This is a genomic window from Rhodococcus aetherivorans, from assembly GCF_025722975.1.
Lineage (GTDB): Bacteria > Actinomycetota > Actinomycetes > Mycobacteriales > Mycobacteriaceae > Rhodococcus > Rhodococcus aetherivorans.
Genome location: NZ_CP106982.1, coordinates 5,311,606 through 5,335,989, shown reverse-complemented (window position 1 = coordinate 5,335,989; position 24,384 = coordinate 5,311,606). Strand labels below are relative to the sequence as shown.

The 24,384-nt window shown below is 72.6% G+C and carries 18 protein-coding genes; 8 read left to right on the top strand and 10 right to left on the bottom strand.

Annotated elements, in window-relative coordinates; genetic code table 11:
* Nucleotides 1–2 precede the first annotated feature (2 nt).
* Entirely contained in the window at nucleotides 3–851 is an 849-nt protein-coding gene (locus OCS65_RS24370) for a carbon-nitrogen hydrolase family protein (RefSeq protein ID WP_006931879.1), read from the top strand.
* Nucleotides 848–1,981: an MSMEG_0565 family glycosyltransferase gene (locus OCS65_RS24365; protein WP_263507892.1), complete on the top strand. Its 1,134-nt coding sequence runs from the start codon at nucleotides 848–850 to the stop codon at nucleotides 1,979–1,981. The genes OCS65_RS24370 and OCS65_RS24365 overlap by 4 nt, the downstream gene beginning before the upstream one ends.
* On the opposite strand, the gene OCS65_RS24360 is transcribed toward OCS65_RS24365, so the two are convergent.
* Both OCS65_RS24360 and OCS65_RS24355 read right to left on the bottom strand, forming a co-directional pair.
* Entirely contained in the window at nucleotides 1,960–2,667 is a 708-nt protein-coding gene (locus tag OCS65_RS24360) for a response regulator (RefSeq protein ID WP_006931882.1), read from the bottom strand. The two genes, OCS65_RS24365 and OCS65_RS24360, sit on opposite strands and share 22 nt — an antisense overlap.
* A 2-nt stretch (nucleotides 2,668–2,669) precedes the next feature.
* Complete coding sequence (locus OCS65_RS24355; protein ID WP_263507890.1) at nucleotides 2,670–4,295, bottom strand: sensor histidine kinase; 1,626 nt, start codon at nucleotides 4,293–4,295, stop codon at nucleotides 2,670–2,672.
* A gap of 67 nt (nucleotides 4,296–4,362) precedes the next feature.
* Here OCS65_RS24355 and OCS65_RS24350 point away from each other — a divergent pair, with 67 nt between their 5' ends.
* Genes OCS65_RS24350 through OCS65_RS24335 form a run of 4 tightly spaced genes read left to right on the top strand, consistent with a single transcriptional unit; the run spans nucleotide 4,363 to nucleotide 7,814 of the window.
* Nucleotides 4,363–5,352, top strand: coding sequence for a Bug family tripartite tricarboxylate transporter substrate binding protein (locus tag OCS65_RS24350; RefSeq protein WP_006931886.1), 990 nt, complete (start codon nucleotides 4,363–4,365; stop codon nucleotides 5,350–5,352).
* Nucleotides 5,349–5,873, top strand: a complete 525-nt coding sequence (locus OCS65_RS24345; protein WP_006931888.1) for a tripartite tricarboxylate transporter TctB family protein — start codon at nucleotides 5,349–5,351, stop codon at nucleotides 5,871–5,873. Before OCS65_RS24350 ends, OCS65_RS24345 begins: the two co-directional genes overlap by 4 nt.
* Before the next feature lies 1 nt (nucleotide 5,874).
* On the top strand, nucleotides 5,875–7,425 hold the full coding sequence (locus OCS65_RS24340) for a tripartite tricarboxylate transporter permease (RefSeq protein WP_263507887.1): 1,551 nt from the start codon (nucleotides 5,875–5,877) through the stop codon (nucleotides 7,423–7,425).
* On the top strand, nucleotides 7,422–7,814 hold the full coding sequence (locus OCS65_RS24335) for a universal stress protein (RefSeq protein ID WP_029541295.1): 393 nt from the start codon (nucleotides 7,422–7,424) through the stop codon (nucleotides 7,812–7,814). Before OCS65_RS24340 ends, OCS65_RS24335 begins: the two co-directional genes overlap by 4 nt.
* Before the next feature lie 24 nt (nucleotides 7,815–7,838).
* On the opposite strand, the gene OCS65_RS24330 is transcribed toward OCS65_RS24335, so the two are convergent.
* The 4 genes from OCS65_RS24330 to OCS65_RS24315 form a co-directional block, all read right to left on the bottom strand.
* Nucleotides 7,839–8,528 carry an alpha-ketoglutarate-dependent dioxygenase AlkB family protein gene (locus OCS65_RS24330; protein ID WP_037200500.1) on the bottom strand — a complete coding sequence of 230 codons (690 nt, stop codon included), beginning with the start codon at nucleotides 8,526–8,528 and terminating at the stop codon, nucleotides 7,839–7,841.
* A complete protein-coding gene (locus tag OCS65_RS24325) occupies nucleotides 8,504–8,764 on the bottom strand; it encodes an Ada metal-binding domain-containing protein (protein ID WP_006931895.1) in 261 nt (86 codons plus the stop codon). Before OCS65_RS24325 ends, OCS65_RS24330 begins: the two co-directional genes overlap by 25 nt.
* Complete coding sequence (locus tag OCS65_RS24320; RefSeq protein WP_161996681.1) at nucleotides 8,761–9,489, bottom strand: 2OG-Fe(II) oxygenase; 729 nt, start codon at nucleotides 9,487–9,489, stop codon at nucleotides 8,761–8,763. Before OCS65_RS24320 ends, OCS65_RS24325 begins: the two co-directional genes overlap by 4 nt.
* Nucleotides 9,490–9,647: 158 nt before the next feature.
* Nucleotides 9,648–10,085 carry a MarR family winged helix-turn-helix transcriptional regulator gene (locus OCS65_RS24315; protein ID WP_006931898.1) on the bottom strand — a complete coding sequence of 146 codons (438 nt, stop codon included), beginning with the start codon at nucleotides 10,083–10,085 and terminating at the stop codon, nucleotides 9,648–9,650.
* Between the two features lie 76 nt (nucleotides 10,086–10,161).
* Between OCS65_RS24315 and OCS65_RS24310 the strand changes: the two genes are divergently transcribed.
* The gene (locus tag OCS65_RS24310; RefSeq protein ID WP_180987026.1) at nucleotides 10,162–11,997 is read left to right on the top strand and encodes an ABC transporter ATP-binding protein; all 1,836 of its coding nucleotides are present in this window, start codon (nucleotides 10,162–10,164) and stop codon (nucleotides 11,995–11,997) included.
* A 17-nt stretch (nucleotides 11,998–12,014) separates the two neighbouring features.
* On the opposite strand, the gene OCS65_RS24305 is transcribed toward OCS65_RS24310, so the two are convergent.
* From OCS65_RS24305 to OCS65_RS24290, 4 genes are read right to left on the bottom strand one after another with little or no spacing between them, the layout of a single operon-like run.
* On the bottom strand, nucleotides 12,015–12,668 hold the full coding sequence (locus tag OCS65_RS24305) for an isochorismatase family protein (protein ID WP_006931903.1): 654 nt from the start codon (nucleotides 12,666–12,668) through the stop codon (nucleotides 12,015–12,017).
* 37 nt (nucleotides 12,669–12,705) lie between these two features.
* A complete protein-coding gene (locus tag OCS65_RS24300; RefSeq protein WP_006931905.1) occupies nucleotides 12,706–14,355 on the bottom strand; it encodes a (2,3-dihydroxybenzoyl)adenylate synthase in 1,650 nt (549 codons plus the stop codon).
* Between the two features lie 20 nt (nucleotides 14,356–14,375).
* Nucleotides 14,376–15,146 (bottom strand): 2,3-dihydro-2,3-dihydroxybenzoate dehydrogenase, encoded by a 771-nt coding sequence (locus OCS65_RS24295; RefSeq protein WP_006931907.1) that lies wholly within the window; start codon nucleotides 15,144–15,146, stop codon nucleotides 14,376–14,378.
* Nucleotides 15,143–16,312 (bottom strand): isochorismate synthase, encoded by a 1,170-nt coding sequence (locus OCS65_RS24290; protein WP_029541313.1) that lies wholly within the window; start codon nucleotides 16,310–16,312, stop codon nucleotides 15,143–15,145. The genes OCS65_RS24295 and OCS65_RS24290 overlap by 4 nt, the downstream gene beginning before the upstream one ends.
* 175 nt (nucleotides 16,313–16,487) lie before the next feature.
* On the opposite strand from OCS65_RS24290, the gene OCS65_RS24285 reads away from it, so the two are divergent.
* Nucleotides 16,488–24,230: a non-ribosomal peptide synthetase gene (locus OCS65_RS24285; protein WP_263507882.1), complete on the top strand. Its 7,743-nt coding sequence runs from the start codon at nucleotides 16,488–16,490 to the stop codon at nucleotides 24,228–24,230.
* The last annotated feature ends 154 nt before the right edge of the window (nucleotides 24,231–24,384 follow it).

The following is a 24,384-nucleotide window of genomic DNA, read 5'->3' as shown; positions in this document are numbered from 1 at the left end:
GCATGACGCGCATCGCCGCCCTGGCCGGTCACTTCGGACGCGACGTGCCGCGGGCCCTGCTCAAACTGGAGACCCTGATCGAGTCCGCGCGACGGGACCGCATCGAGTTGCTGGTGCTGCCCGACGCGTGCCTCGGCGGGTACATCTCGGACCTGCGCCGGCCCGACCCGGACGACCTGCCGCCCGCACTGTGGCGGGACGGACCCGAACTCGACGCGCTCGCCCGGATGGCGGGCGAGATGACCGTGTGCGTCGGCTACACCGAACGGGACGGGGATCTGCGGTACAACGCCGCCGCCTGCGTCACCGGCGACGGGATTCTCGGCACCCACCGCAAGGTGCACCAGCCGGCCGGGGAATTCCTCGCCTACGCGCCGGGCGACCGGTTCGAGGCCTTCGACACCCCGGTGGGTCGCATGGGGATGCTGATCGACTACGACAAGACGTTCCCCGAGTCCGCCCGCACGCTGGCGCTGGACGGCGCACGGATCGTCGCCGCGCTGTCGGCGTGGCCCGCGAGCGTCACCGACCGGGCGGCCCGGCTGCCGCAGGACCGGCAGTCCCGGCTGTTCGACCTGTACGACGCGGCCCGCGCCGCCGAGAACCAGGTCGTGCTCGTCTCGTCCAATCAGACCGGGATGCAGGGCGGCATGCGCTTCCTCGGGCAGGCGAAGATCGTCGGCCCGGGTGGCGAGGTGCTCGCCCGCACGGGTACCAAGGGCGGGCTCGCCGTCGTCGACATCGACGTCGAGGTCGAGGTGGAACGGGCCCGCCGGGTGCTGCACCACCTGGCCGAGCGGCGCGTGGACACCTATCGGGGACTGCTCGACGAGAAGGGGGACATCGGGTGAGGATCGCTCTGCTCACGTACTCCACCAAGCCGCGCGGCGGTGTCGTCCACACCCTCAATCTTGCCGAGGCCCTGGCCCGGACGGGCCACGACGTCGCCGTGTGGACGCTCGGGCGCGGCGGCGACGACGGGTTCTTCCGCGCCGTCGACCCGGCCGTGCGGGTGCGCGTCGTCCCGTTCGCCGGGGTGGAGGGGGAGGGGGTCGGGGAGCGCATCATGCGTTCGATCGCCGCGCTCGGCGCGGCGTTCACCCCCGGCAGGTACGACGTGGTGCACGCGCAGGACTGCATCAGCGCCAACGCCGTCGGAAACCGGTGCATCCGCACGATCCACCACCTCGACCGGTTCACCACGCCGCAGCTCGCCGCCTGTCACGAACGGGCCGTCGCCGAACCGTATGCGCGGATCTGCGTCTCGCGTGCGGTCGCCGAGGAGGTCCGCGCGGGCTGGGGTTTCACGCCCACGGTCATCGCCAACGGCGTCGACGCGCACCGCTTCTCGCGCGCCGAGCACGACAGGGCGGCGCGGGCCCGGTGGCGGGCGCAGCTGGGGGAGTACGTGCTGGCCGTCGGTGGCATCGAGCCCCGCAAGGGCAGCATCGATCTGGTGGAGGCGTTCGCCCTGCTGCGCCGTGAGCGGCCCGGGATGCGGCTGGTGTTCGCCGGCGGCGAGACGTTGTTCGACTACCGGCCGTACCGAGCCGAATTCGACCGTCGCTGCGCGGAACTGGGCGTGGATCCGACGATCCTGGGGACGGTGGCCGAGGACGCGCTGCCGGCGTTGGTCGCGCAGGCGTCGGTGTTCGCGTTCCTGTCCACGAAGGAGGGCTTCGGGCTCGCCGCGATGGAGGCCCTGGCCGCCGGAGTGCCCGTGGTGGCGCGGGATCTGCCGGTACTGCGCGAGGTGTTCGGCGACACCGTCCGGTTCGCGTCGACGCACCGGGAGATGGCCGGCGCCCTCACCGAGCCGCCCGACGCCGCGCGGACACACCGGGGGCGGGCGCTCGCCGCGGCCCACACCTGGGACGACGCGGCGGCCGCGCACCTCGCGTTCTACCGCTCCGTCGTGCACCTGCAACCCGCGGAACACTCCCGGGATGCGGCCCGGGGTCAGTGCCCGGCGGGCCGGTAGCGGCGGACCGGTCGGCCGGTGCCGCCGTATTCGAGACGCAGTTCGAGCAGGCCTGCGTCCAGGTAGTGCTCGAGGTAGCGGCGCACGCTCACCCGCGACAACCCGGCCAGCTCCGCGCACTCGGTGGCGGACAGTTCGCCGCGGGCGCGGACCGTGGCGAGGATCAGCCGGCCGGTTTCGGCGCTCAGACCCTTCGGCAGCCGTACGGGTTCGGCGGCCTTGCCGCCGGCACCGAACAGGGAGTCGATGAACGTCTGGTCGGCGCTCGTCTGGGTCGCGAGCTCGTGCGCTCGGCGCCGGAAGTGCTCGAGCTTCTCCCGGAGCTGCGCGTACTCGAACGGCTTGACCAGGTAGTCGGTCGCTCCGCCGTGCAGGGCGCGACCGACGGTGTCGATCTCCCGGGCGGCGGTGATCATGATGACGGCGACGGCGTCGCCCTCGGCGCGCAGCCGCTGAAGAACGTCGAGTCCCGACATGTCGGGCAGGTAGACGTCGAGCAGGAGGAGGTCGGGTGCGGTGGTCCGCGCGGCGTCGAGCGCCTCCGCGCCGCTGTGTGCCACCGCGACCGTGGTGAATCCCTTTGTCCGGTCCACGAATCGACGGTGGATCTCCGCGACCATGAAGTCGTCGTCCACGACGACGACCTTGTGCGTCGCCGCCTCGTCCGATCCTGGACGGTCGTGCATGGTCAGCCATCCTTACTGCGCGGGATGTGGACGGTGAACAAGGCGCCGCCGGTGACCGGGGCATCGGAGACGGTAGCCGATCCGCCGTGCTGGGCGCTGACCAGTCGCACCAGCGCCAGTCCGACCCCGCGTCCCCCGGGCGTGTCGGGTTTGGACGTGACGCCCCGGGCGAAGATCTCCTCCCGCAGGGAATCGGGCACGCCGGGACCCGAATCGGCGACCTCGACCGTGATGCCATCGGAGTCGGTGATGCGGACGGAGATCCGCGCGTCCCGCCCGCCCTGCGACACGTCGACGGCGTTGTCGACGAGATTGCCGAGGACGGTGATGACGTCGGTGGCGAGTTCGGGGTCGAGGGCCCGCAGGCGCGAATCGGGCTCGAGGACCAGGGTCACTCCGGTCTCCGCGGCGAGCGATGTCTTCGCGATGAGCAGGGCGGCCACGGCGGGGTCGGAAATACGCTGCGTCACAGCGTCACTGATTTCCGCTCGGCGCCTGGTGAGAGTTCCGACGAAGTCGGTGACGGCGTCGTAGTCGCCGAGTTGGGTGAGCCCCGAGATGGTGTGGAGCTGATTGGCGAATTCGTGGGTCTGGGCCCGGAGGGTGTCGGTGACACTCTTGTGCGACGACAGCTGGCTCTGCAGCGACGCCAGCTCGGTGCTGTCGCGCATCGTGGTGACGGTGCCGATCCGCTGTCCCCGGCTCGTCGCGGTCCGGCGACTGAGCGCCAGCACCCGGGACGCCGTCGACAGCACGACGTCGCCGCTGTCGTCCCCGCTGAGCAGGTACTGACGGACCGCCGGTTCGAGGTCGACGTCGTCGACGCGGCGGCCGACGGCGTCCGCGGTGAGGTCGAGCAGCTCCTGTGCGCTGTCGTTGAGAACGGTGATGACGCCCTCGGTGTTCACCGCCACCACGCCCTCGCGGATGTTGTGCAGCAGCGCCTCGCGGTGGTCGGCGAGGTTGGCGATCTCGGCGATCTCGAGCCCCCGGGTGTGGGTCTTGATCCGTCGCGACAACAGCCACGAGCCGAGGAGCCCGAGCCCGGCGCCGATGCCGAGATACAGCAGCAACCGGGCTCCGGCGCTGCGGAGGAGGTCCCACAGGGACGGGTAGTCGTCGCTCACCGCCACGATCGCGAGCACGGACCCGGCCGGCGACAGGATCGGGACGTGTCCCGCGATGGCCCGACGGCCGTCGACGACCACGTCACCGGACCAGGCCCGGCCGCTTGCCACGTCGCTGGCCCCGAGTTCCGCAGCCGCGCCGAGCCGGGTCGGGTCCGACGACACGAGGACCGTGCCGTCGGCGGTCACGATCTCGGCGAGCGTCGCCCCGGACAGGTTCACGGCGCGGTCCACTTCGGGCGCGAGAACCGTGCCGGCGGACGGTGCGGACAGCAGTTCCCGCACCACGGGCGTCGAGGCCACGTTCTCGGCGACCGCGATCATCCGCTGACCCTGCAGGTCGCGGAATCCGACGGTCGACTGGTGCACCGACACCGCGGCGACCGCCAGCAGCACCACCGCCACGACGGCGAGCTGAAGGAGCAGAACCTGCCCGGCGAGGCTGCGGATACGGAGGGGACGTGGTGACCACAATGAACTCAAGTTCCGTTTCGTACTCAAGAGTGACGTGACTCACTGACGGGTTCAGTATTGCCGAAGGTCACATTTTTCGGCGAAAGAAGGAACGATGTCCAGGACAGCCGGCGGAGGCCGCGTACGTGCGGTCCTACTGCTCGTGCTCGCGGGGATTCTCGTTGCCGGATGCGGCGTCACCCGCGGCGAGGACGAGGGTCTGCACCGGGTGCGGATGATGGTTCCCAACAGCCCCGGCGGAGGCTACGACCTCACCGCCCGGACGGCGGTGAAGATCATGGAGGACGACGGCATCACCGGCCGCGTGGAGGTCTTCAACGTCATCGGCGCAGGCGGAACGGTGGCGATGGCCCGGCTCATGAACGAGGCGGGCAACGACGACCTCATGATGATGATGGGCCTCGGGGTGGTCGGCGCCGGCTACACGAACGGCTCGACGGCCCGGGTGTCCGACGCTACGGCCCTGGCCAGGATGGTCGAGGAGCAGGAGGGCATTCTCGTCCCCGCGGACTCGCCGTTGCGCACCGTCGACGACTTCGTCGCCGCGTGGCGCGCCGACCCGTCGGCGATCACGATCGGCGGTGGATCGTCACCCGGAGGTCCCGACCACCTGTTCCCGATGGAGACGGCACGTGCGGTGGGAGTGGATCCGAAGGCAGTGAACTTCGTGTCCTACGACGGCGGCGGTGATCTGCTGACCGCGCTGCTCGGCGAGAAGATCACCGCGGGCACGTCGGGGCTCGGCGAGTACGTCGACCAGATCGAGGCGGGCCAGGTCCGGGTCCTCGCGGTGTCGGGCAACGAGCGCGTTCCCGGCATCGACGCACCGACGCTCCGTGAGGCGGGCATCGATCTGACCTTCACCAACTGGCGCGGAATCCTTGCGCCGCCCGGAATTTCGGACGAGGCCAAGGCGGCAATGGTGGAGGCGCTCGCGAAGTTGCACGACACCCCGGCATGGAAGGAGGCTCTGGTGAAGAACGGGTGGAGCGACGCGTTCGCGACCGGACCGGAGTTCGAGCGGTTCCTCGAAGAGCAGGACGAGCGGGTTTCGTCCACGCTGTCCGAGCTGGGGCTGGCATGAGTACGCGGGCAGCGGCCGATGCGACGCCGGCCCGCCGGATGAAGGATCCGGCCCAGTTCGTCGTCTGCGGTGTGCTCGTGGCGGTGGGAGTCTTCCTGATCGTCGACGCGCTCACTCTGACAGCGGGTTTCGTCAAGGTCGACCCGGTGGGGCCTCGGCTGTTCCCGATGGTCGTCGGCACCGGACTCGTCGTCTGCGCGGTGGCGCTCGCAGCGGCGATCCTGTGGGGATCGACCGGCGAGGAGGACGGCGGAGAGGACGTGGACCTGTCGTCGCCCGGGGACTGGCGCACGGTCGGGCTGCTGGTCGCGTTGTTCGTCGCGACGATCGCCCTCGTCGGCCCGCTGGGGTGGGCGATCACCGGAACCCTGTTGTTCGCCGGCGCCGCGACGGTCCTGGGAAACAGGCACTACGTGCGCAGTCTCGTGATCGGGGCGGTCCTCGGGTTCGGCAGCTTCTACGCATTCTACGTCGGGCTCGGAATACCGCTGCCCGCAGGCATTCTGGACGGAATTCTGTGACATGGACACATTGACCTGGCTGCTGCAGGGGTTCGAGCAGGCGGCGACCCCGATGAACCTGCTCTACGCGTGTCTCGGTGTCCTGCTGGGGACCGCGGTCGGAGTGCTGCCGGGCATCGGGCCCGCGATGACGGTGGCGCTGCTGCTGCCCGTCACCTACAACGTGAGCCCGAGCGCCGCGTTCATCATGTTCGCCGGCATCTACTACGGCGGAATGTACGGCGGGTCGACGACCTCGATCCTGCTCAACACCCCGGGGGAGTCGTCCTCCGTGATCACCGCGATCGAGGGCAACCGGATGGCGAGAGCCGGGCGCGCGGCGCAGGCCCTCGCCACCGCCGCCATCGGCTCGTTCGTCGCCGGATCGATCGGCACGATGCTGCTGGTGCTCTTCGCTCCCGCGGTGTCGCGCTTCGCCGTGACTCTCGGTGCGCCGTCGTATCTGGCGATCATGCTGCTCGCGCTGGTCGCCGTCACCGCCGTCCTCGGCAGTTCCAAGCTCCGGGGCTGCATCTCGCTGTTCCTGGGCCTCGCGATCGGACTGGTCGGAATCGACTTCCTCACCGGGCAGCCCCGCGCCACCTTCGGCATTCCGCAGCTGTCCGACGGCATCGACATCGTCGTCGTCGCGGTCGCGGTGTTCGCGGTCGGTGAGGCGCTGTGGGTGGCCGCGCACCTGCGCCGCCGCCCCGCCGAGGTCATCCCGGTCGGCCGTCCGTGGATGGGCCGCAGCGACTGGAAGCGGTCGTGGAAGCCGTGGTTGCGCGGCACCGCATACGGATTCCCGTTCGGCGCGCTGCCGGCGGGTGGTGCCGAGCTGCCGACCTTCCTCTCGTACATCACCGAGAAGAAGCTGTCGAAGCACAAGGAGGAGTTCGGCAAGGGCGCCATCGAAGGCGTCGCGGGACCGGAGGCGGCGAACAACGCCTCCGCGGCGGGCACCCTCGTGCCGATGCTGTCGCTGGGCCTGCCGACCAATGCGACCGCCGCGGTGATGCTGACCGCCTTCGTGTCGTACGGAATCCAGCCCGGGCCGACGCTGTTCGAGAAGGAACCGCTGCTGATCTGGACGCTGATCGCGAGCCTGTTCATCGGCAACTTCCTCCTGCTCGTCCTCAACCTTCCCCTCGCCCCGCTGTGGGCCAAGCTGCTCCGCACGCCCCGGCCGTATCTGTACGCCGGCATCCTGTTCTTCGCCGCGCTCGGCGCGTTCGCCGTCAACCTGCAGTGGCTCGACCTCGCCCTGCTGCTGACGTTCGGCCTGCTCGGGCTCATGATGCGCCGGTTCGGTCTTCCGGTCCTGCCGTTGATCATCGGGGTGATCCTCGGGCCGCGCATCGAACGCCAACTCCGCCAGAGCTTGCAGCTCGGTGGCGGCGACTGGGGCAGTCTCGTCACCGAACCCGTCGCCATCGTCGTCTACATCGTCATCGCACTGCTGCTCGTCGCGCCGCTCGCCGCCCGGTTCGTCCACTCGCGACGGCCTGCCGTGATTCCGGCCGGCACCCCCGGTGACGACTCCAGCGAGACCCGAGAGAAGGCCCACGCATGATCGTCGTCGGATTCACCCCGGACCGGTACGGCGGAGCCGCCGTCGACCACGGCATCGCCGAGGCCCGGTTGCGCGGCACCTCACTGCTCGTGATCAACACCTCCAGGGGCGATGCCCTCGCCGACCGGTCGTTCGCCGCCCGGGCACAGCTCGAGGCGCTGGAGGAGAAGTTGTCCGGAAGCGGCGTCGAGCACGAGATCAGGCAGACGGTCGGCGACGAGACCGTCGACGTGATCCTGGACGCCATGGAGCCCGACGAGGCGCAACTGCTGGTGATCGGGGTCCGCGACCGCACACCCGTCGGCAAGTTGCTTCTCGGCAGTACCGCCCAGCGGCTGCTGCTGTCCTGCCGCAAACCGGTGCTGGCGGTCAAGCCCGAGGAGGGGTGAGGCTCCCCGCCGCTCCGGGGTAGCTCACCCGCCGAGCCCGGTGACCCGCATCGTGAGGTTGAGCCGGCCCCGCGTCATCCCCGACGCGGGGTCGGCCGTGCCGGGAAAGACTTTGGGCACACCGTGATACGCGAACCGCGACGGACCGCCGAACACGAACAGGTCGCCGGATTCGAGCCGGACGTCGCGGTGGGGCCGGCCGCGGCTCTCGGTGTTGCCGAACCGGAAGGTGCACGCGTCGCCGATGCTGAGCGACACGATGGGGGCGTCGCTGCGTTCGTCCTTGTCCTGATGCATGCCCATGCGGGCGTCGCCGTCGTAGAAGTTGATCAGCGCGGTGTCGGGGGTGTAATCGTCGCCGGCGTGCGGGTCGTCGTACGCGGCGACGAGGGCACGCCGCCCGAGGTCGCCCAGCCGGTCCGGGAAAGGGGCGACGGGAGCGTCGTTCACGTCCACCGCGGTGCGGGTGTAACGGTACGGCGACCAGTGCCACCCGAGGCAGACGGTCTGCACCGACATCCGGCCCCCGCCAGGCAGGGCGGTGTGACGGATCGGCACGGGCCCGCGCGCCCAGTCCCGGCAGGCGGCGACGAGGCGGCGTTGCTCGTCGACGTCGAGCCAGCCGGGCACGTGCACGGCGCCCGGGGCGATCTCGACGCGGGCGCGCGGCACGGGGAACAGGGCGTCGCTCACGGGTGCCGCCTCGTCTGCCATTCCCGGTAGCGCCCCGGAAGGCACACCGCGCACGGGCGGTATCCGGCTGCGACGGCATCGGATTCGTCGGCGAAGAAGACCCGGTCCCGGACGTACCCGCCGCGGGCGATCGCCCGCAGCGCCGCGCGGCAGTCGAGGCGACCGTAGATCCGGCCGCGCCGGTGCCCACCGACGGACCCGGGGATCGGGCTGCGGTAGGGACGGCCGTCCGCGCCGAGCAGCGTGTAGCCGGTCATCGGGCGTCGTGCAGGACGAGGCCGAGGGTGCGGCGGACGCCGGCGCGGACGGTGCTGACCCCGTGCCGGACGGGGGAGCGGGTCCAGCCGCGCGCGGAGGGGGTGGGCCGGTCGCGGGTGGTGAAGATCAGCCCGTGACCCTGCTGCAGCACGGTGACGGTGCCGCGGGACTGTGCGCGGGCGCGTTGCTCGACGAGGAGGAACTCGCCGCCGAGGTGGTCGTGGCCGGGCCGGTCGAGGCCGATCACCACCTGCAGCGGGAACACCAGGTCGCCGTAGAGGTCGCGGTGCAGGGCGTTCCAGTCGCCGGTCGTGTAGCGCAGCAGGATGGGCGTCGGCCTGGCCTGTCCGGCGGCGTGGCAGGCGTCGAGCCAGTCGCCGAAGTCGTCGGGCCAGGGCGCCGGGTCGCCGAGCCGCTGCGCCCAGTCCCGTGCGACGGGCAGCAACCGGTGGTAGAACGCCGCGCGCAACCGGGTGATGCCCTCGGGTACGGGGTCGCCGAAGTAGCGGTAGGTGCCCTTGCCGAAGCGGTGCCGTTCCATGTCGATCGTGCTGCGGAAGCGGCGGTCGTCGTCCCACATCGCGGCGACGCGCGCGCACTCGTCCGCGGTGAGCAGCGGCCCGGTCTGCGCGCACCCCGTCGCGTCGAGTTCGGCGACGAGCGCCGGCCAGTCCTGAGCATCGACCCGCGCGGTGAGCGAGTCGGTCCGGTTCCCGGTGGTCATGGTTCCTCCTCCGCCCGGGCTGTCCCACCCGGCCCACCGGGTAGACGTCCGTCGGGCGGGGAACGTGAGATCCGAGCGGGAGGTTGTCGCGCCGAGGGGGCGGTTGTCGGGCACGCCACTCGCACGTTGCCACAACAACCTCCCCTTCGTCGCGGGAGTCACCCGTCGGCGAGCTTGGTGAGGAGGCGGGCCAGTTCGGTGCGTTCGGGGCCGTCGAGGTGGGCGAAGAACTCGGTGGCCTCGGCGTCGCGGGCCGCGTCGAGTTCGGCGGCGATGCGACGGCCCTCGTCGGTGAGGTGGACGCACACGGCGCGACGGTCGGCGGGGTCGGCGACGCGACGGGTCAGGCCCCGGGCCTCGAGCCGGTCGATCACCTCGGTGGCCGATCGCGGCGCGATGCGCAGCGCCTTGGCGACGTCGCCGAGGCGCAGCGGCTGAGCGGAGTGGCCGACGACGTGCAGCGCGCGGTGCTCGTGCGGGGACAGTTCCCACGGGACGAGGGTGGCGTGCCAGCGGCGTCGCAGCGTGCGGGTGGCCGTCATCAGCAGGTCGCGCAGCGCCGGGTCGGTGGGGGCGTCGGACATGATGCGGATCATACCTCACTTGACGGCTGCCTCTTAGTGAGGCAACCTCAACAAGTACGTTTCGTGCCTCACGAAGGAGGTGATGGGCATGATGCAGCCTCCGCCCGGCGGCGGGCCGGGACCGATGCGGCACGCCAAGCCCGACCCGCGCGACCGCGCCCAGCTCGAGGAATCCCCCGTGAGCGTGCGCCGCATCGGCGCGCTCTTCGCGCCCTACCGCTGGCAGGTCGCGCTCGTCGTCGCGCTCATCGTGGTGTCGTCGGTGATCACGCTCGCCAACCCGTTCCTCGTCCGCACCCTCATCGACCACGCGATTCCCGACCAGGACGTGCCGTTGCTGCTCGGCGCCGTCGGCGCGATGCTCGCCGTCACCGTCGTCGCCTCGATCCTCGGGGTGGTGCAGACGTGGATCTCCACCACGGTGGGCCAGCACGTCATGCACGACCTGCGCACCCGCGTGTTCGACCACCTGCAACGGCAGTCCCTCGGCTTCTTCACCCGCACCCGCGGCGGGGAGATCCAGTCACGCCTGACCAACGACATCGGCGGCATGCAGAACGTCGTCACCTCCACCGCCACCTCGATCGCCGCCAACGTCACCACCGTCGTCGGCACGGCCGTCGCGATGGCGGTGCTCAGCTGGCGGCTGTCGCTGCTGTCCCTGCTGGTGCTGCCGCCGGCGATCTGGCTCACCCGCAAAGTCGCCCTGATGCGCCGCGAGATCACCGCCGTGCGCCAGCGTCGCCTCGCCGACATGCAGACCCAGATCGAGGAGAGTCTCTCGCTCAGCGGCGTCCTGCTCGGTAAGACCCTCGGCACCGGCCCGGCCATGTCGACACGCTTCGCCCGCACCTCCACCGAACTGGCCGACCTCGAGGTCCGTTCCCAGCTGTCCGGTCGCTGGCGCATGGCCACGATGAACATCGTCTTCGCCGCCATCCCCGCCCTGCTCTACCTCGTCGCCGGCCTGCCCGCGACGTCGGGCGGGATGACCATCGGCACCCTCGTCGCCTTCACCGGCCTGCAGGCCACCCTGTTCCGGCCGCTGATGAGCCTGCTCGACGTGGGCGTGTCGGTCACCGGTTCGCTGGCGCTGTTCAGCCGCATCTTCGAATACCTCGACCTGACCGTCGAGATCGGCGAACCCGCGAACCCGGTGCGGCTCGACCTCGACCGGATCGCCGGCGCCGTGCGGTTCGACGACGTCCGCTTCCGCTACGACGGCGCCGACCGGGACGCGCTGGCCGGCATCACCCTCGACGTGCCCGCCGGCTCACACGTCGCTCTCGTCGGCGAAACAGGTTCGGGAAAGACGACTCTCGGGTCGCTCGTCGCGCGGCTGTACGACCCCACGTCGGGGCGGGTGACGATCGACGGCGTCGACGTGCGCGACCTTCCGCTCGCCGACATCGCGAGCCTGGTCGGGGTCGTCTCCCAGGAGACGTACCTGCTGCACGCCACGGTCCGGGAGAACCTGCGCCACGCCAAGCCCGACGCGACGGACGCCGAGATCGAGCAGGCCGCCCGCGCCGCGCACATCCACGAGCTCCTGTCCTCGTTGCCGGACGGCTACGACACCGTCGTCGGGGCGCGCGGACACCGCTTCTCCGGCGGCGAGAAGCAGCGCCTCGCCATCGCCCGCACCCTGCTGCGCGACCCGCGCATCCTGGTGCTCGACGAGGCGACGAGCGCGCTCGACAACGAGACCGAACGCGCGGTGCAGCAGGCCCTGGACGCGGCCCGCCGCGGCCGCACGACCCTCACCGTCGCGCACCGCCTCTCGACGATCCGCGACGCCGACACGATCGTCGTCCTCGACCGCGGCCGCATCGTGGAGCAGGGCAGCCACGACGAACTGCTCGCCCGCGGCGGCAGATACGCCGCGCTCGCGGCCCGCACGGAACCGCAGGAAGTCGGCGTGTAAGCGGCGCTCCCCGCGGATCAGCCGGACACCGAGAGGACGCCGGTGCGCAGGCGCCGCACCGCGTCCGCCGCCGGCACCACGGCGGCGCACCGCGCCGCGAGGTAGTGCAGCGCCTCGGTGTGCTCGCGCCGGGAGAAGTCCGCGACGCCGTCCGCGACGACGAAGACCTGCACGTCCTGCATGAATCCGTCCAGCGCGGTGCTCAGGCACCCGATGTGGGCGTAGACGCCGGTGACGACGAGCTGGTCCCGGCCCCACGCGCGCATCCGCTCCCGCAGGTCGGTGCGGATGAACGCGCTGTAGCGCCACTTGGTGAGCTGCACGTCGTCCTCGCGCGGCGCGAGGTCGGCGACGACGGACGTCAGGGCCGGATCGTCGGCCAGGCCGGGACCCCAGAAATCGGTGAGCAGCGCCCGCTCGGCCGGATCCTGGTCGCCGGGCTGGGCGGTGTAGACGACGGGAATGCCCGCCTCGTACGCCGACCGCCGGATCGCGTCGATGTTCGGGACCACCGTCGCCAGCGGATCCGCCGCGCGGTCGAAGGCCCGCACGAAGTACTCCTGCATGTCGTGCACGAGCAGTACCGCCCGCCGCGGGTCGATGGTCCAGTCGACGGTGTTGGCGGGCAGGTCGGTCGGCAGGGGATAGGACACGGACTTCGGCAGGGCCATCGCAGGATTCGCTTTCTGTGGTCGAGCGGAGTCGGGATCAGTGCTGCAGGGTGGCGGCGAGCGCGCGACGCAGTCCGGCGCGGCTGGTCTTGCCCACACCGGTGCGGGGGAAGGTGTCGACGAAGACCACCTTGTCGGGGATCTTGTACGCGGCCAGGCCCCGCTCGCGCAGGAAGGTCCTCAGCGCCGGGGCCTTCGGGGCCTCGCCGTCGGCGACGACGAACACACACGTGCGCTCCCCGAGGTAGGCGTCGGGCACGGCCACCACCGCGGCGTCCAGGACCCCGGGGTGGGCGAGCAGGTGGTTCTCCACCTCCTCGGCGGCGATCTTCTCGCCGCCCCGGTTGATCTGGTCCTTCGCGCGGCCCTCGACGACGACGTAGCCGTCCTCGGTCAGCCGCACGAGATCTCCGGTGCGGTAGAACCCGTCGGCGGTGAACGCCGACGCGTTGTGCCCGGGCGCGTCGTAGTAGCCGCGGATCGTGTAGGGACCGCGGGTGAGCAGGTGGCCCGTCGCGCCCGGGGCGACGGGACGGTCGGCGTCGTCGACCACCCGGATCTCGTCGTGCGGGCTGATGGGCCGGCCCTGGGTGCCGACGATGGTGGCCTCGGGGTCGTCGAGCCGGGTGTAGTTGACCAGGCCCTCGGCCATCCCGAACACCTGCTGCAGGGTGCAGCCGAGTTCGGGCGTCACGCGCGCGGCCGCCTCGGCGCCGAACTTCGCGCCCCCCACCTGCAGGACCTGCAGCGACGACAGGTCCCGGTCGATACGGGGCCGCGCCGACAGCCACGCCAGTGCGAGCGGGGGCACGAGCGACGCCATGGTGACCCGCTCGCGCTCGATCAGCGCGAAGGCGGTGTCGGGGCTCGGGTCCGGCGCCAGCACGATCGTGCCGCCGGCGTGCAGGACCCCGAGGATCCCGGGTGAGCTCATCGGGAAGTTGTGCGCCGCCGGCAGTACCACCAGCATCCGGGTGCCGGCGTCGACGCCGCAGATGCGGGCCGACTCGCGCACCGAGTACAGGTAGTCGGTGTGGGTGCGCGGGATCAGCTTCGGGGTTCCGGTGGTGCCGCCCGAGAGCTGCAGGAAGGCGACGGATTCCGCTTCGACATCGGCGAATTCGCCCGGCTCGTGCTCGCGCAGCGCGTCGAGCGGGGTGAACTCCTGGGCGTCGCCGGCGACGACCACGACCGGCGGACGGTCGAGGTTCGTGCACACCTGCCGGGCCAGGCCGCGGTAGTCGAATCCGCCGTGCTCGCCGGCGATCACGTACGCGGCGGCGTCGGTGAACCGGCAGAAGTACCCGATCTCGGCGCTGCGGTGCGCGGGCAGCGCGAACACCGGCAGCGCACCGAGCCGGAACACCGCGAAGACCACCTCGGTGTACTCGACGATGTTGGGCAGCTGCACCAGCACCCGGTCGCCCGGCCGGACGCCCGCGGCCGCGAGCCCGGTGGCGATCCGGTCCGCGGCGCCGGTGAGTTCGCGGTAGGTGAGGCGGCGTTCGGTGCCGCGGGCGTCACGGCCGACCACGGCGACGCGCTCGCCGTGGCGGTCGGCCCGCACGGACAGGAACCGGACGAACGTCTCGTCCGTCCAGTAGCCCGCGGCGCGGTAGAGTTCCGCGAACTCCTGGGGGTAGCCGGCGGTGGCAGCCAGGGGAGTCCGGGTGGCGGCGATCGTCACGGAGTTCCTTTCGATCCGGTTCAGGCGCGCAGCGTGGCGCCGCCGTCGACGTACAGGGTCTGCATGGTGATGTGGCGGGCACGGTCGGAGAGCAGGAACTCGACGGCGTCGGCGATGTCGGCAGGGTCGGCGATGCGGCCCAATGGAATCCCCACCTTGAACGAGGCGGCGTCGCCGTCGATCGCGGTGCGGGCGCCCGCGTCGTCGGCCGGATCCGGCCACAGGGACCGTTGCATCGCCGTGTCCGTGGAGCCCGGGGCGACGACGTTGGCGCGGACCCCGAACCGGGCCAGCTCGAGGCCGAGCACACGAACGATCATGTGGGCGGCGGACTTCGACGCGCCGTATGCGCCCATTCCGGCGCGGGGCACACCCGCCGAATTGGAGCCGACCGTGACGATCGCCCCGCGGCGACGCTCGCGCATCCCGCGACCGACGACGCGCAGCACGTTGATCAGGCCGGTGACGTTGACGTCGAACATCCGCTGCCACTCGGCGGGATCGGAGTCGAGCACCGACCCGGTGGTGAAGACGCCCGCGACGTGGGCCAGCGCGTCGACCGGCCCGTGCTCGGCCTCCACTCGTGCGACCGCCTCGGCGACGCCGGCCGCGTTGCACACGTCGAGACCGTGCACGGGGGCGGCCACGTCGAGCAGCGCGGCGGTCTCGGCGAGGCCGTCGACATCGCGGTCGGCGAGGACGACGCGGTGCCCGGCCTTCGCGAGGGTCAGGGCGGTGGCGCGGCCGATGCCCTGGGCGGCGCCGACGACGAGGGTGACGGACCGGCTCACCGCCGCACCCCCAGCGCCTCGAGCACCGTGCCGAACTTCGTTGTGGTCTCCGCGAGTTCGTCGAGCGGATCCGACCCGGCGACGATGCCGCCGCCCGCGTGGGTCGTGAGCGTGGTGCCGTCGGCGTCGAGGACGGCGCAGCGGATCGTCACCATCCATTCGCCGTCGCCGTCCCGGTCGGCCCAGCCGACGGCGCCGGCGTAGAAACCGCGGTCACCCTCCAGTTCCTGGATCAGCGCCCGGGCGGGGGCGGTCGGCGTGCCGCAGATTGCGGGGGTCGGATGCACGGCGAGGGCGAGGTCGAGGGCGGTGACCGACCGGTCCCGCAACCGGCCCGAGATCGGGGTGCCCAGGTGCCAGAGCTGCCGGGTGGTCGTCAGGGTCGGCGAACCGGGGATGTCGAGGTCGGTGCACAGCGGTTCGAGGCTCGCGCGCAGGGCGTCGACGACGTGGGCGTGCTCGGCGAGGTTCTTCTCCGACGCGGCGAGGCGCCGGCCGGTGCGCCGGTCGACCTCGGGGTCCGGGTGCCGGGGCGCCGAACCGGCGAGCGGATGACACGTGACGAGGTCGCCGCGGCGCCGGACGAGCACCTCGGGACTGGCCCCGACGAGGTGCCGGCCGGTCCACGGTCCCCCGGCGGCGGTGAGGTCGACGACGAATCCGTTGCCGGAGGGGTCGTTTCCGGCCAGGCGGGCGAGCAGCGACGCCGGGTCGACGGGTGCGTCCGCCCGCAGGAGCAGCGCGCGGGCCAGCACCACCTTCGCCAGGTCGTCGGCCGGGTCGCGCAGTTGCCGCAGCGCCGTGGCCACCCGGTCGAGATGTTCGTCCTCGGTGGGCAGCGTCGCGGCGATCCGCACCGGCGGCAGCGCGACGGTGACGTCCCCGACGGGGTCCGGCTGGTGCCGCAGCGCGACGGGCGCGGTGAGGGCGGCGTGGTGGTCGGGTGCGAACGGCAGCGCGCCGACGACGGCGGCCACCGAGCCGGCGCGCAGCGCCGCCGCGGCCTCGCCGGCCGAGTCGAACCGGGCGTCGACGCCCTCCGCCACGACGGTGCCGTGCGGACGCGACAGCACGAACGGGGCGGCGGACCCGATCTGCCGCGGGGCGGCGGTGCCGATCTGCCGCGGGGCGGCGGTGCCGTGCGCGGCGACGGCCGGTGCTTGCATGTGCGCAGACCTCTCGTAGTGGTGACAGGGACGGTCGCGGTGCCGTGCACCCGACCCAGCAGAACATATACGGTTAGCCTAACCTTTGGTATCGTCACGTTTCGCGCCGGACCGGCTTCACCTCTCGTGATGCGATACGGCACAGTCGAATTCGACCGTAGAAAGGGGATCGATCGTGCCCACGTCCGGCCCGTCGACCTCGGCATTTCCGCTGACGCGGGCCCAGTCCGGCGTATGGTTCGCCCAGCAGCTCGACCCCGCGAACCCCGTCTTCAACACCGCGGAATGCGTCGAACTCCGCGGCGACGTCGACGTCGCCGCGGTGACGCGGGCGGTCCGGGAGGCCGTCGCCGAAGCCGAGGTGCTCACCGCGGCCTTCGCCGTGGAGGCCGACGGATCGGTCCTCATCCGTCCCGGCGCGCACGAGGCGCCGGAGCCCGCCGTCGTCGATCTGCGCCGCGAGCCCGAGCCGGAGGCGGCCGCCCGGCGCTGGATGGCCGGCGACCACACGCGCGTGCTGGATCCCGCCCGCGAGCCGTGCCTGCGCGTCGCCGTGCTCCGCCTCGGCGACCGGCACGCCGTCCTCTACCTGTGCATCCACCACCTGGTGATCGATGCCTACGGCTTCGGCCTGCTCACCCGGCGCATCGCCGAGCGCTACACCGCCGACGTGCTCGGGCTGCCGGTCCCACCGGCCAGGTTCGCCCCACTCGCCCCCGTCGTCGCCGAGGAAGCCGCCTACCGTGCGTCCGCGGACTTCGCCGCCGACCGGGACTTCTGGGCCGGCTACCTCGACGGCGCCGAGGACGCCGTGACCCTCGCCGACGGTCCCGGCGGCATCGCCGTCCGCTGCCGCGGCGTGCGCCTGACCCTGACCGCCGAACAGCAGCAAGGGCTCTCGCGGATCGGCAAGGCCACCGGCGCGAGCTGGGGCGACGTCGTCACCGCCGCCGTCGCCGCGTTCCTGCGCGCCGCGACGGGACGCGGCGACGTGATCGTGGGATTCCCGGTGATGAACCGGCTCGGCAGCGCCGCGACGACCGTGCCGATGTCCGCGGTCAACGTCGTGCCGCTGCGCCTGCGTCCCGAACCCGCCCGCACCCTCGCCGATCTCGTCGCCGAGGTGCGTGCCGCCGTGGCGGACTGCCGCCCGCACCACCGCTACCGCGGGGAGGACATCCAGAACGACCTGCGCCTGCCCGCGGGCTCCCGGGGCGTCGTCGGGCCGTCCGTCAACGTCAAACCGTTCGGCGACCGGCTGCGCTTCGCGGACCTGCACGCCGCGGTGCACTCCGTGGCCCGGGGCCCGCTGCAGGACTTCATGGTGACCGTGCGGCCGCTCGACCACACCGGCGGCCTCGAAGTCTGGGTGGACGCGGATGCCGACGCCTACACCGCCGACGACCTCGCGCGGCACGCACGCCGTCTCGAACTGCTCCTCACCCAGGTCGTCGCGCTCGCCGATCCGCACCGGCCGCTGGCCCGGCTGCAGATCCTCGGCGCCGGCGAGCGCCGCCGCCTCCTCGTCGAGCGCAGCGGCGACGACCTGCCGGTGCCGACGGACCTCACGCTGCCGGACCTGCTGGCCGCGCAGGTGGCCCGTGACCCGGACGCACCCGCGGTGCGCGATGCCGCCACCGCCCTGACCTTCGGCGAACTGGCCGCGCGCTCGCGCCGCCTCGCCCGTCACCTCCTGAGCCGCGGGCTCGGCCCACAGCGGCGCGTCGCCGTCGCGTTGCCGCGCCGCGCCGACACGCTGGTTGCGCTGTTCGCCGTCCTCGAGGCCGGCGCCACGTGCGTTCCGCTGGACCCCGACCATCCCGCCGAGCGGCTCGCCCACGTGCTCGCCGAGACCGCACCCGGTGTCGTGCTCACCGGCGGCGACGGCGCCGCACGTATCGCCGAGATCTCCTGCACCGCGGGCCTGCCCGATCCGGTGAACCTCGACGGGCTGGACCTGTCCGGCTACGACCCCGAGCCGCTGACCCGCGCCGAACGCGGCCGCCCGCTGCACGAGCTCGACGTCGCCTACGTCATCCACACCTCCGGTTCGACCGGCCGGCCCAAGGGCGTGGAGGTCCCGCACCGCGGCGCCGTCAACCTGTTCCACAGCCACCGCGAGCGCGTCTTCTCCCGTGCCCGCGCCGAGGCCGGCCGCGACCGCCTGCGGGTCGGGCATGCCTGGTCGTTCGCGTTCGACGCCTCGTGGGGCCCGCATCTGTGGCTGCTCGACGGACACGAGCTGCGCATCGTCGACGAGGCCACCCAGCGGGACCCGCACCGGCTCGCCGAACTCGCCGGCAGCGAGGGCTGGCACTTCGTCGAACTGTCGCCCGCGCAACTCGAGCAGATCGTCGAGGCCGACCTGCTGCCCGCCGGTACCGTGCCGACGCTCGGCTTCGGCGGCGACGCCGTCACCGACGCCCTGTGGCGGCGTCTGCGTGAGCGCGACGGCGCCGCGTTCAACTTCTACGGCCCCACGGAGGGCACCGTCGACGTCCTCGTCGCCGAGGTGGGGGACGCGGCGGAACCCGTGATCGGCCGGCCGGTGGCGAACCTGCGCGCCTACGTGCTCGACGCCGCGCTGAACCCGGTCCCGGAGGGCGTGGACGGCGAACTGTACGTCGCCGGCCCCGGCGTGGTGCGCGGCTACCTCGGCGCGCCCGGCGCGACCGCGGCGCGGTTCGTGGCGAACCCGTTCGGCGACAGCGAAAGCCGCATGTACCGCACCGGCGACGTGGTGCGGTGGACCGCGGACGGCCACCTCGTCTACCGCGGCCGCCGGGACGACCAGGTCAAGATCCGCGGCTTCCGCGTCGAACTCGGCGAGGTCGAGGCGGCGCTGCAGGAGCTGCCCGGCGTCGCGCGGGCCGTCGCCGTGGCGCGTCCCGACGCGACCGGCACCGCGCGGCTCGTCGCCTACCTGGTGGGCGGCGACGGTGACCCCGCGACGGCCCGCGAGCTCGTGGCGCGGTGGCTGCCGGCGCACATGGTGCCGTCGGCGTTCGTGTTCCTCGACGCGCTGCCGCTCACCTCCAACGGGAAGGTGGACCGCACGTCGCTGCCGGAACCGGACTTCGGGGCCCTCGTCGGCGGCCGCGCGGCCGCCACCGAACGCGAACGCGTGCTGTGCGCGGTGTTCGCGGACGTCCTGGGCCTCGACACCGTCGGCGTCGACGACGACTTCTTCCTCCTCGGCGGTCACTCCCTCGCGGCGGCCAAGCTGATCGCGAAGGTCCGCGACGCGCTCGGCGTGGAACTGCCGATCCGCACCGTCTTCGACCACCCGACCGTCGAGGGGCTCGCCGCGCAGTGCCCCGACGATGCCGCGGCCCTGCGGATCCCGCTGCGCCCGGTCGAACGCGGCGACCGTGCACCGCTGTCGGCGGGGCAGCAGCGGCTGTGGTTCCAGTTCCGGCTCGAGGGCCCGAGCCCGACCTACAACGTCCCGCTGACGCTGCGCCTGCGCGGCGTCCCCGATCCGGCGGCGCTGCACGAAGCGGTGCGCGCGGTGCTGGACCGGCACGAGGTCCTGCGCACCGTGCTCGAGGACCACGACGGCGTCGGCATGCAACGCGTGCTCGCCGCACCCGGCGTGCCGTTCACCGCCCGCACCGTCGCGGGGGCCGACCTGGACGCGGCGGTGGCGGCCGCGGCGCGGCACGTGTTCGACCTCGAACGCGAGATCCCGATCATGGTGATGCTTTTCGAGGGCGGATCCGCGGAGGCCGTGCTGCTGGTGCTCGTGCACCACGTCGCCGCCGACGAGTTGTCCGCCCCGATCCTGCTGCGCGAGCTCGGCGCGGCCTACGCCGCCGCGGCCGCCGGGAGTTCCTGGACGCCGGCGCCGCTGCCGGTGCAGTACGCCGACTTCGCGGTGTGGCACCGCGAGATCCTCGGCGACGGCGAAGGACTCGCCGCCCGCCAGCTCGACTACTGGCGCGCCCGGCTCGACGGGATGCCGGAGGAACTCGACCTGCCCACCGACCGGCCCCGCGGCGCGACGGCCACGTTCGCGGGCGGCACGGTCGAACGGCTGGTACCGCCGCACGTGGCCGATGCGCTGCGGGCCGTCGCGCGCGGTGCGGGCGCCACGATGTTCATGCTCGTGCACACCGCCGTCGCCGTCGCCCTCGCGCGCAGCGGCGCGGGGGAGGACATCCCGATCGGCTCGCCCACCGCGGGCCGCCCCGCCGCCGAACTGGACGACCTCGTCGGGTTCTTCGTCAACATGGTGGTTCTGCGGACGGACCTGTCCGGCGATCCCACGCTCGCCGAACTGCTCGCCCGGATCCGCAGCACCGACCTCGACGCCTACGCGAACCAGGACCTGCCGTTCGACCGGCTCGTCGAGGCCCTGAACCCCTCCCGCAGCGCCGGCCGGCACCCGCTGTTCCAGGTGCTCGTGCAGCACCGCACCCCGCCGGTCGTCGACGCCTTCGCCGGCCTGGAACCGCGGGTGTCCACCGTCGACACCGGCGCCGCCCTGTTCGACCTGACCTTCGACGTGGTCGAGGACGCGGGCGACGGCCTGCGGGTGCGGGTGGAGTACGCGCGGGACCTGTTCGACGCGGCCACCGCCGATGCGCTCGCCGCCCGCGTGGTGCGCGCCTTCGCGGCGCTCGCGAGGGATCCGCGGACCCGGCTGTCCGCGCTCGACCTGCTCGCCGACGACGAGCGCGACCGTCTCTGCTCCGGCAGCCCGTACGTATGTATGGACGACGTCGAAGACGTCGGCGTGGACACCCTGGGTGAGCTGTTCACCCGCCAGGCGCGGCGCACCCCGACCGCGACCGCGCTGGTCACCGCCACCGGGACGCTCACCTTCGGGGAACTGCACGCCCGTACCAGTCGGCTCGCGCGGCACCTGATCCGCCGCGGCGTGGGACCCGAGACGGTGGTCGGGCTGATGCTGCCGCGCGGCACCGACGCGATCGTCGCGGCCCTCGCGGTGTGGCAGGCCGGCGGCGCCTACGTCCCGATCGATCCCGGGTACCCGGCCGAGCGCATCGAACACATGCTCGCCGACTCGAGGCCCGTCCTCGTCCTCGACGAGGCCGCGCTCGCCGCGGTGGACCCCACGCTCCCGGACACCCCGCTCGAGCCGGGCGAGCATCTCGGCGCAGTCTCCGGCGACGGGGCCGCCTATGTCGTCTACACCTCCGGCTCGACCGGGCTCCCCAAGGGCGTCGTGGTGCCGCACCGCGGCGTCGTGAACCTGGTCGCGACCCAGCGGCGCCGGACCGTCGGCCGCGCGGAGGACCGGCCGCTGCGGGTGCTGCTGACCTACGCGCTGTCGTTCGACTCCTCGATCGACCCGCTGCTGTCCATGCTCGCCGGGCACACCCTGTACCTGCCGGACGCCGACCTGCTCGCCGACGCCGCCGCCACCGTCGCCTACGTGCGCACCCACCGCATCGACGCCGTCGACTGCGTACCGCTGCTCATGACCGAACTGCTCGCCGCCGGCCTGTGCGAGCCCGCGGCGCCGCACCGTCCCAGCCTGCTCGCCGTCGGCGGCGAGGCCGTGTCCGCGGACCTGTGGTCGGCGCTCGGCGCGTTCGAAGGGGTACGGGCGCTGAACATGTACGGCCCCACCGAATGCACGGTCGACGCCACGGTCGCCGAGATCCGCGGGGCGCGCCCGCACATCGGGGCGCCGATCGACGGCGCCCGGGTGTACGTGCTCGACGACCGTCTGCGCCTCGTCGCGGCGGGCGTGGCCGGGGAGCTGTACGTCGGCGGGCCCGGCGTCACCCGCGGCTACCTGAACCGCCCCGGGCCGAGTGCGGCCCGCTACGTGGCCGATCCGTTCGGCGCTGCGGGCGCCCGGCTCTACCGCACCGGAGATCGGGTGCGGTGGATCGACGCGGGCGGCGACCGTCCGGTGCTCGAGTACCTCGGCCGCAGCGACGATCAGGTCAAGATCCGCGGGTTCCGCATCGAGCTCGGCGAGATCGAGGCCGCGTTGTCGGCGCACCCGGCGGTCGCGGGCTGCGTGGTCGTGGCCCGGGAGGACGAGCCGGGCCGCCGCCGGCTCGTCGGCTACGTCACCGGCGCCGGAGCAGATCCGGAAGTGGTGCGGCAGCACGTGTCCCGTAGTCTGCCCGAGCACATGGTGCCGGCCGCGATCGTGGTGCTCGACGAGTTCCCGGTCACCCCCAACGGTAAGGTCGACCGGCGGGCGCTGCCCGCCCCGGTCTTCACGCCCGCCGGGGCGTCCCGGGCCCCGGCGAACGACCTCGAGCGGCGCCTGTGCGCGGTGGTGGCGGAGGTGCTGCGCCTGGACACGATCGGACCCGACGACGACTTCTTCTCCCTCGGCGGTGATTCCATCGTCTCGATCCAGCTCGTGTCGAGAGCCCGGGCGGCGGGACTGCGCTTCGCCGCCCGCGACGTCTTCGAGCACCGCACCCCGGCGGGCCTGGCCCGCATCGTGCAGGTCGACACGGCACCGGACGAGACGGAACGCACCGCCGCCCTGGGTCTCGTCCCGGCGACCCCGATCGTGCACGACCTCCTCGACCGCGGCGGCCCCTACCGGGGATTCGCCCAGTCCCGCCTCCTGCACGCGCCCGTCGGGGTCGACCTCGGCACCCTGGTCGCGGCGGTGGGCCGGGTGCTCGCGGTGCACGACGCCTTGCGTGCCGTGTTCGATCCGGCGGCAAGGACATTCGACGTCCGTGCCGCGGACGCCGTCGATCCGGCCACGCTCGTCACGCGGGTGGATGTCCGGGGACTCGACGAGCGGTCCCGCTCGACGGTGCTGTCCGAGGAGACCGACGTCGCCTGTGCCGCCCTGGATCCCGAGACCGGTGACATGATGCGGGTGGTCTTCTTCGACGCCGGCCCAGGGCGTCCGGGCCGGATCCTGGTGGTGGTGCATCATCTGGTGATCGACGGGGTCTCGTGGCGGATCCTGGTCCCGGATCTGGCCGTCGCGTGCGAGGGCACCGAACCGGCCGGCGGGGGAACGCCGCTGCGGACGTGGGCGCGGGGGCTGCTCGACCAGGTTCCGGCGTGGCGCGGCGAACTGGGGTTGTGGCGCCGCGCCCTCGAACCGGCCGGATGCGTGCGGATCGCGGGGCGGCGGGTGGATCCCGCGCGCGACACGATGGCGACGGTCTCGAGGGTGCAGGTGCAGGTCCCGGCGTCGGTGACCGAGGCGCTGCTGACGACGGTGCCGGAGCGCTTCCGCGCCGGCGTCGACGACGTGCTGCTCACCGCGCTGGCGCTGACGGTGGGCCGGGTGTGCGGCGGTGGGGCGGTCCCGGTGGACCGGGAGGGGCACGGACGCGAGGAGCAGGTGGTGCCCGGCGCCGACCTGTCCCGCACCGTCGGCTGGTTCACCAGCCTGTATCCGGTCCGCCTCGACGTCTCCGGGGTGGATCTCGCCGAGGCGTTCGCCGGCGGCGACTGCGCCGGGGTGGCGCTCAAGCTCGTCAAGGAGCAGTTGCGGGAGATCCCCGACAACGGAATCGGGTTCGGCATGCTCCGCCATCTCGATCCCGAGTCCGGGACCGAACTCGGGGCCGCACCGGCACCGGAGATCGGGTTCAACTATCTCGGCCGGCTGACCCTCGGCGAGGGGGACGGCGGACCGTGGACGGCCGCTCCGGAGGCCGGCGTGCTCGGCGGCACCACCGACGAGGCGATGCCGGTGAGCCACGCGATCGAGGTCGGCGCCGTCACCGAGGAGACGCCGGCCGGACCGGTGCTCCGCGCGACGTGGGGTTACGCCACCGGGGTCGTGCCGGCGTCCGTCGTCGCCGAGTTGGCGCACGGCTGGGTCGCGGCGCTGTGTGCGCTCGCCGACCACGCCGCGCGCGACGACGCCGGTGGCTTCACTCCCTCCGATCTGACGCTGAGCGACCTCGACCAGTCTGAAATCGACGATTTCGCCCTGGAATTCGGGTGAGTGCCTCGGCGCTGGGCCCGGAGGTGCGCCGCATCATCGATGCGGACCGTCGACAGCGGAGTAACGACGTGTTCTTCGATCGGGACGGACAGGACACCGTCCCTCCTGGGGCGTCGGTACGCTCCGGGACCGCGTAGGCCACGGAGCAGTGGTC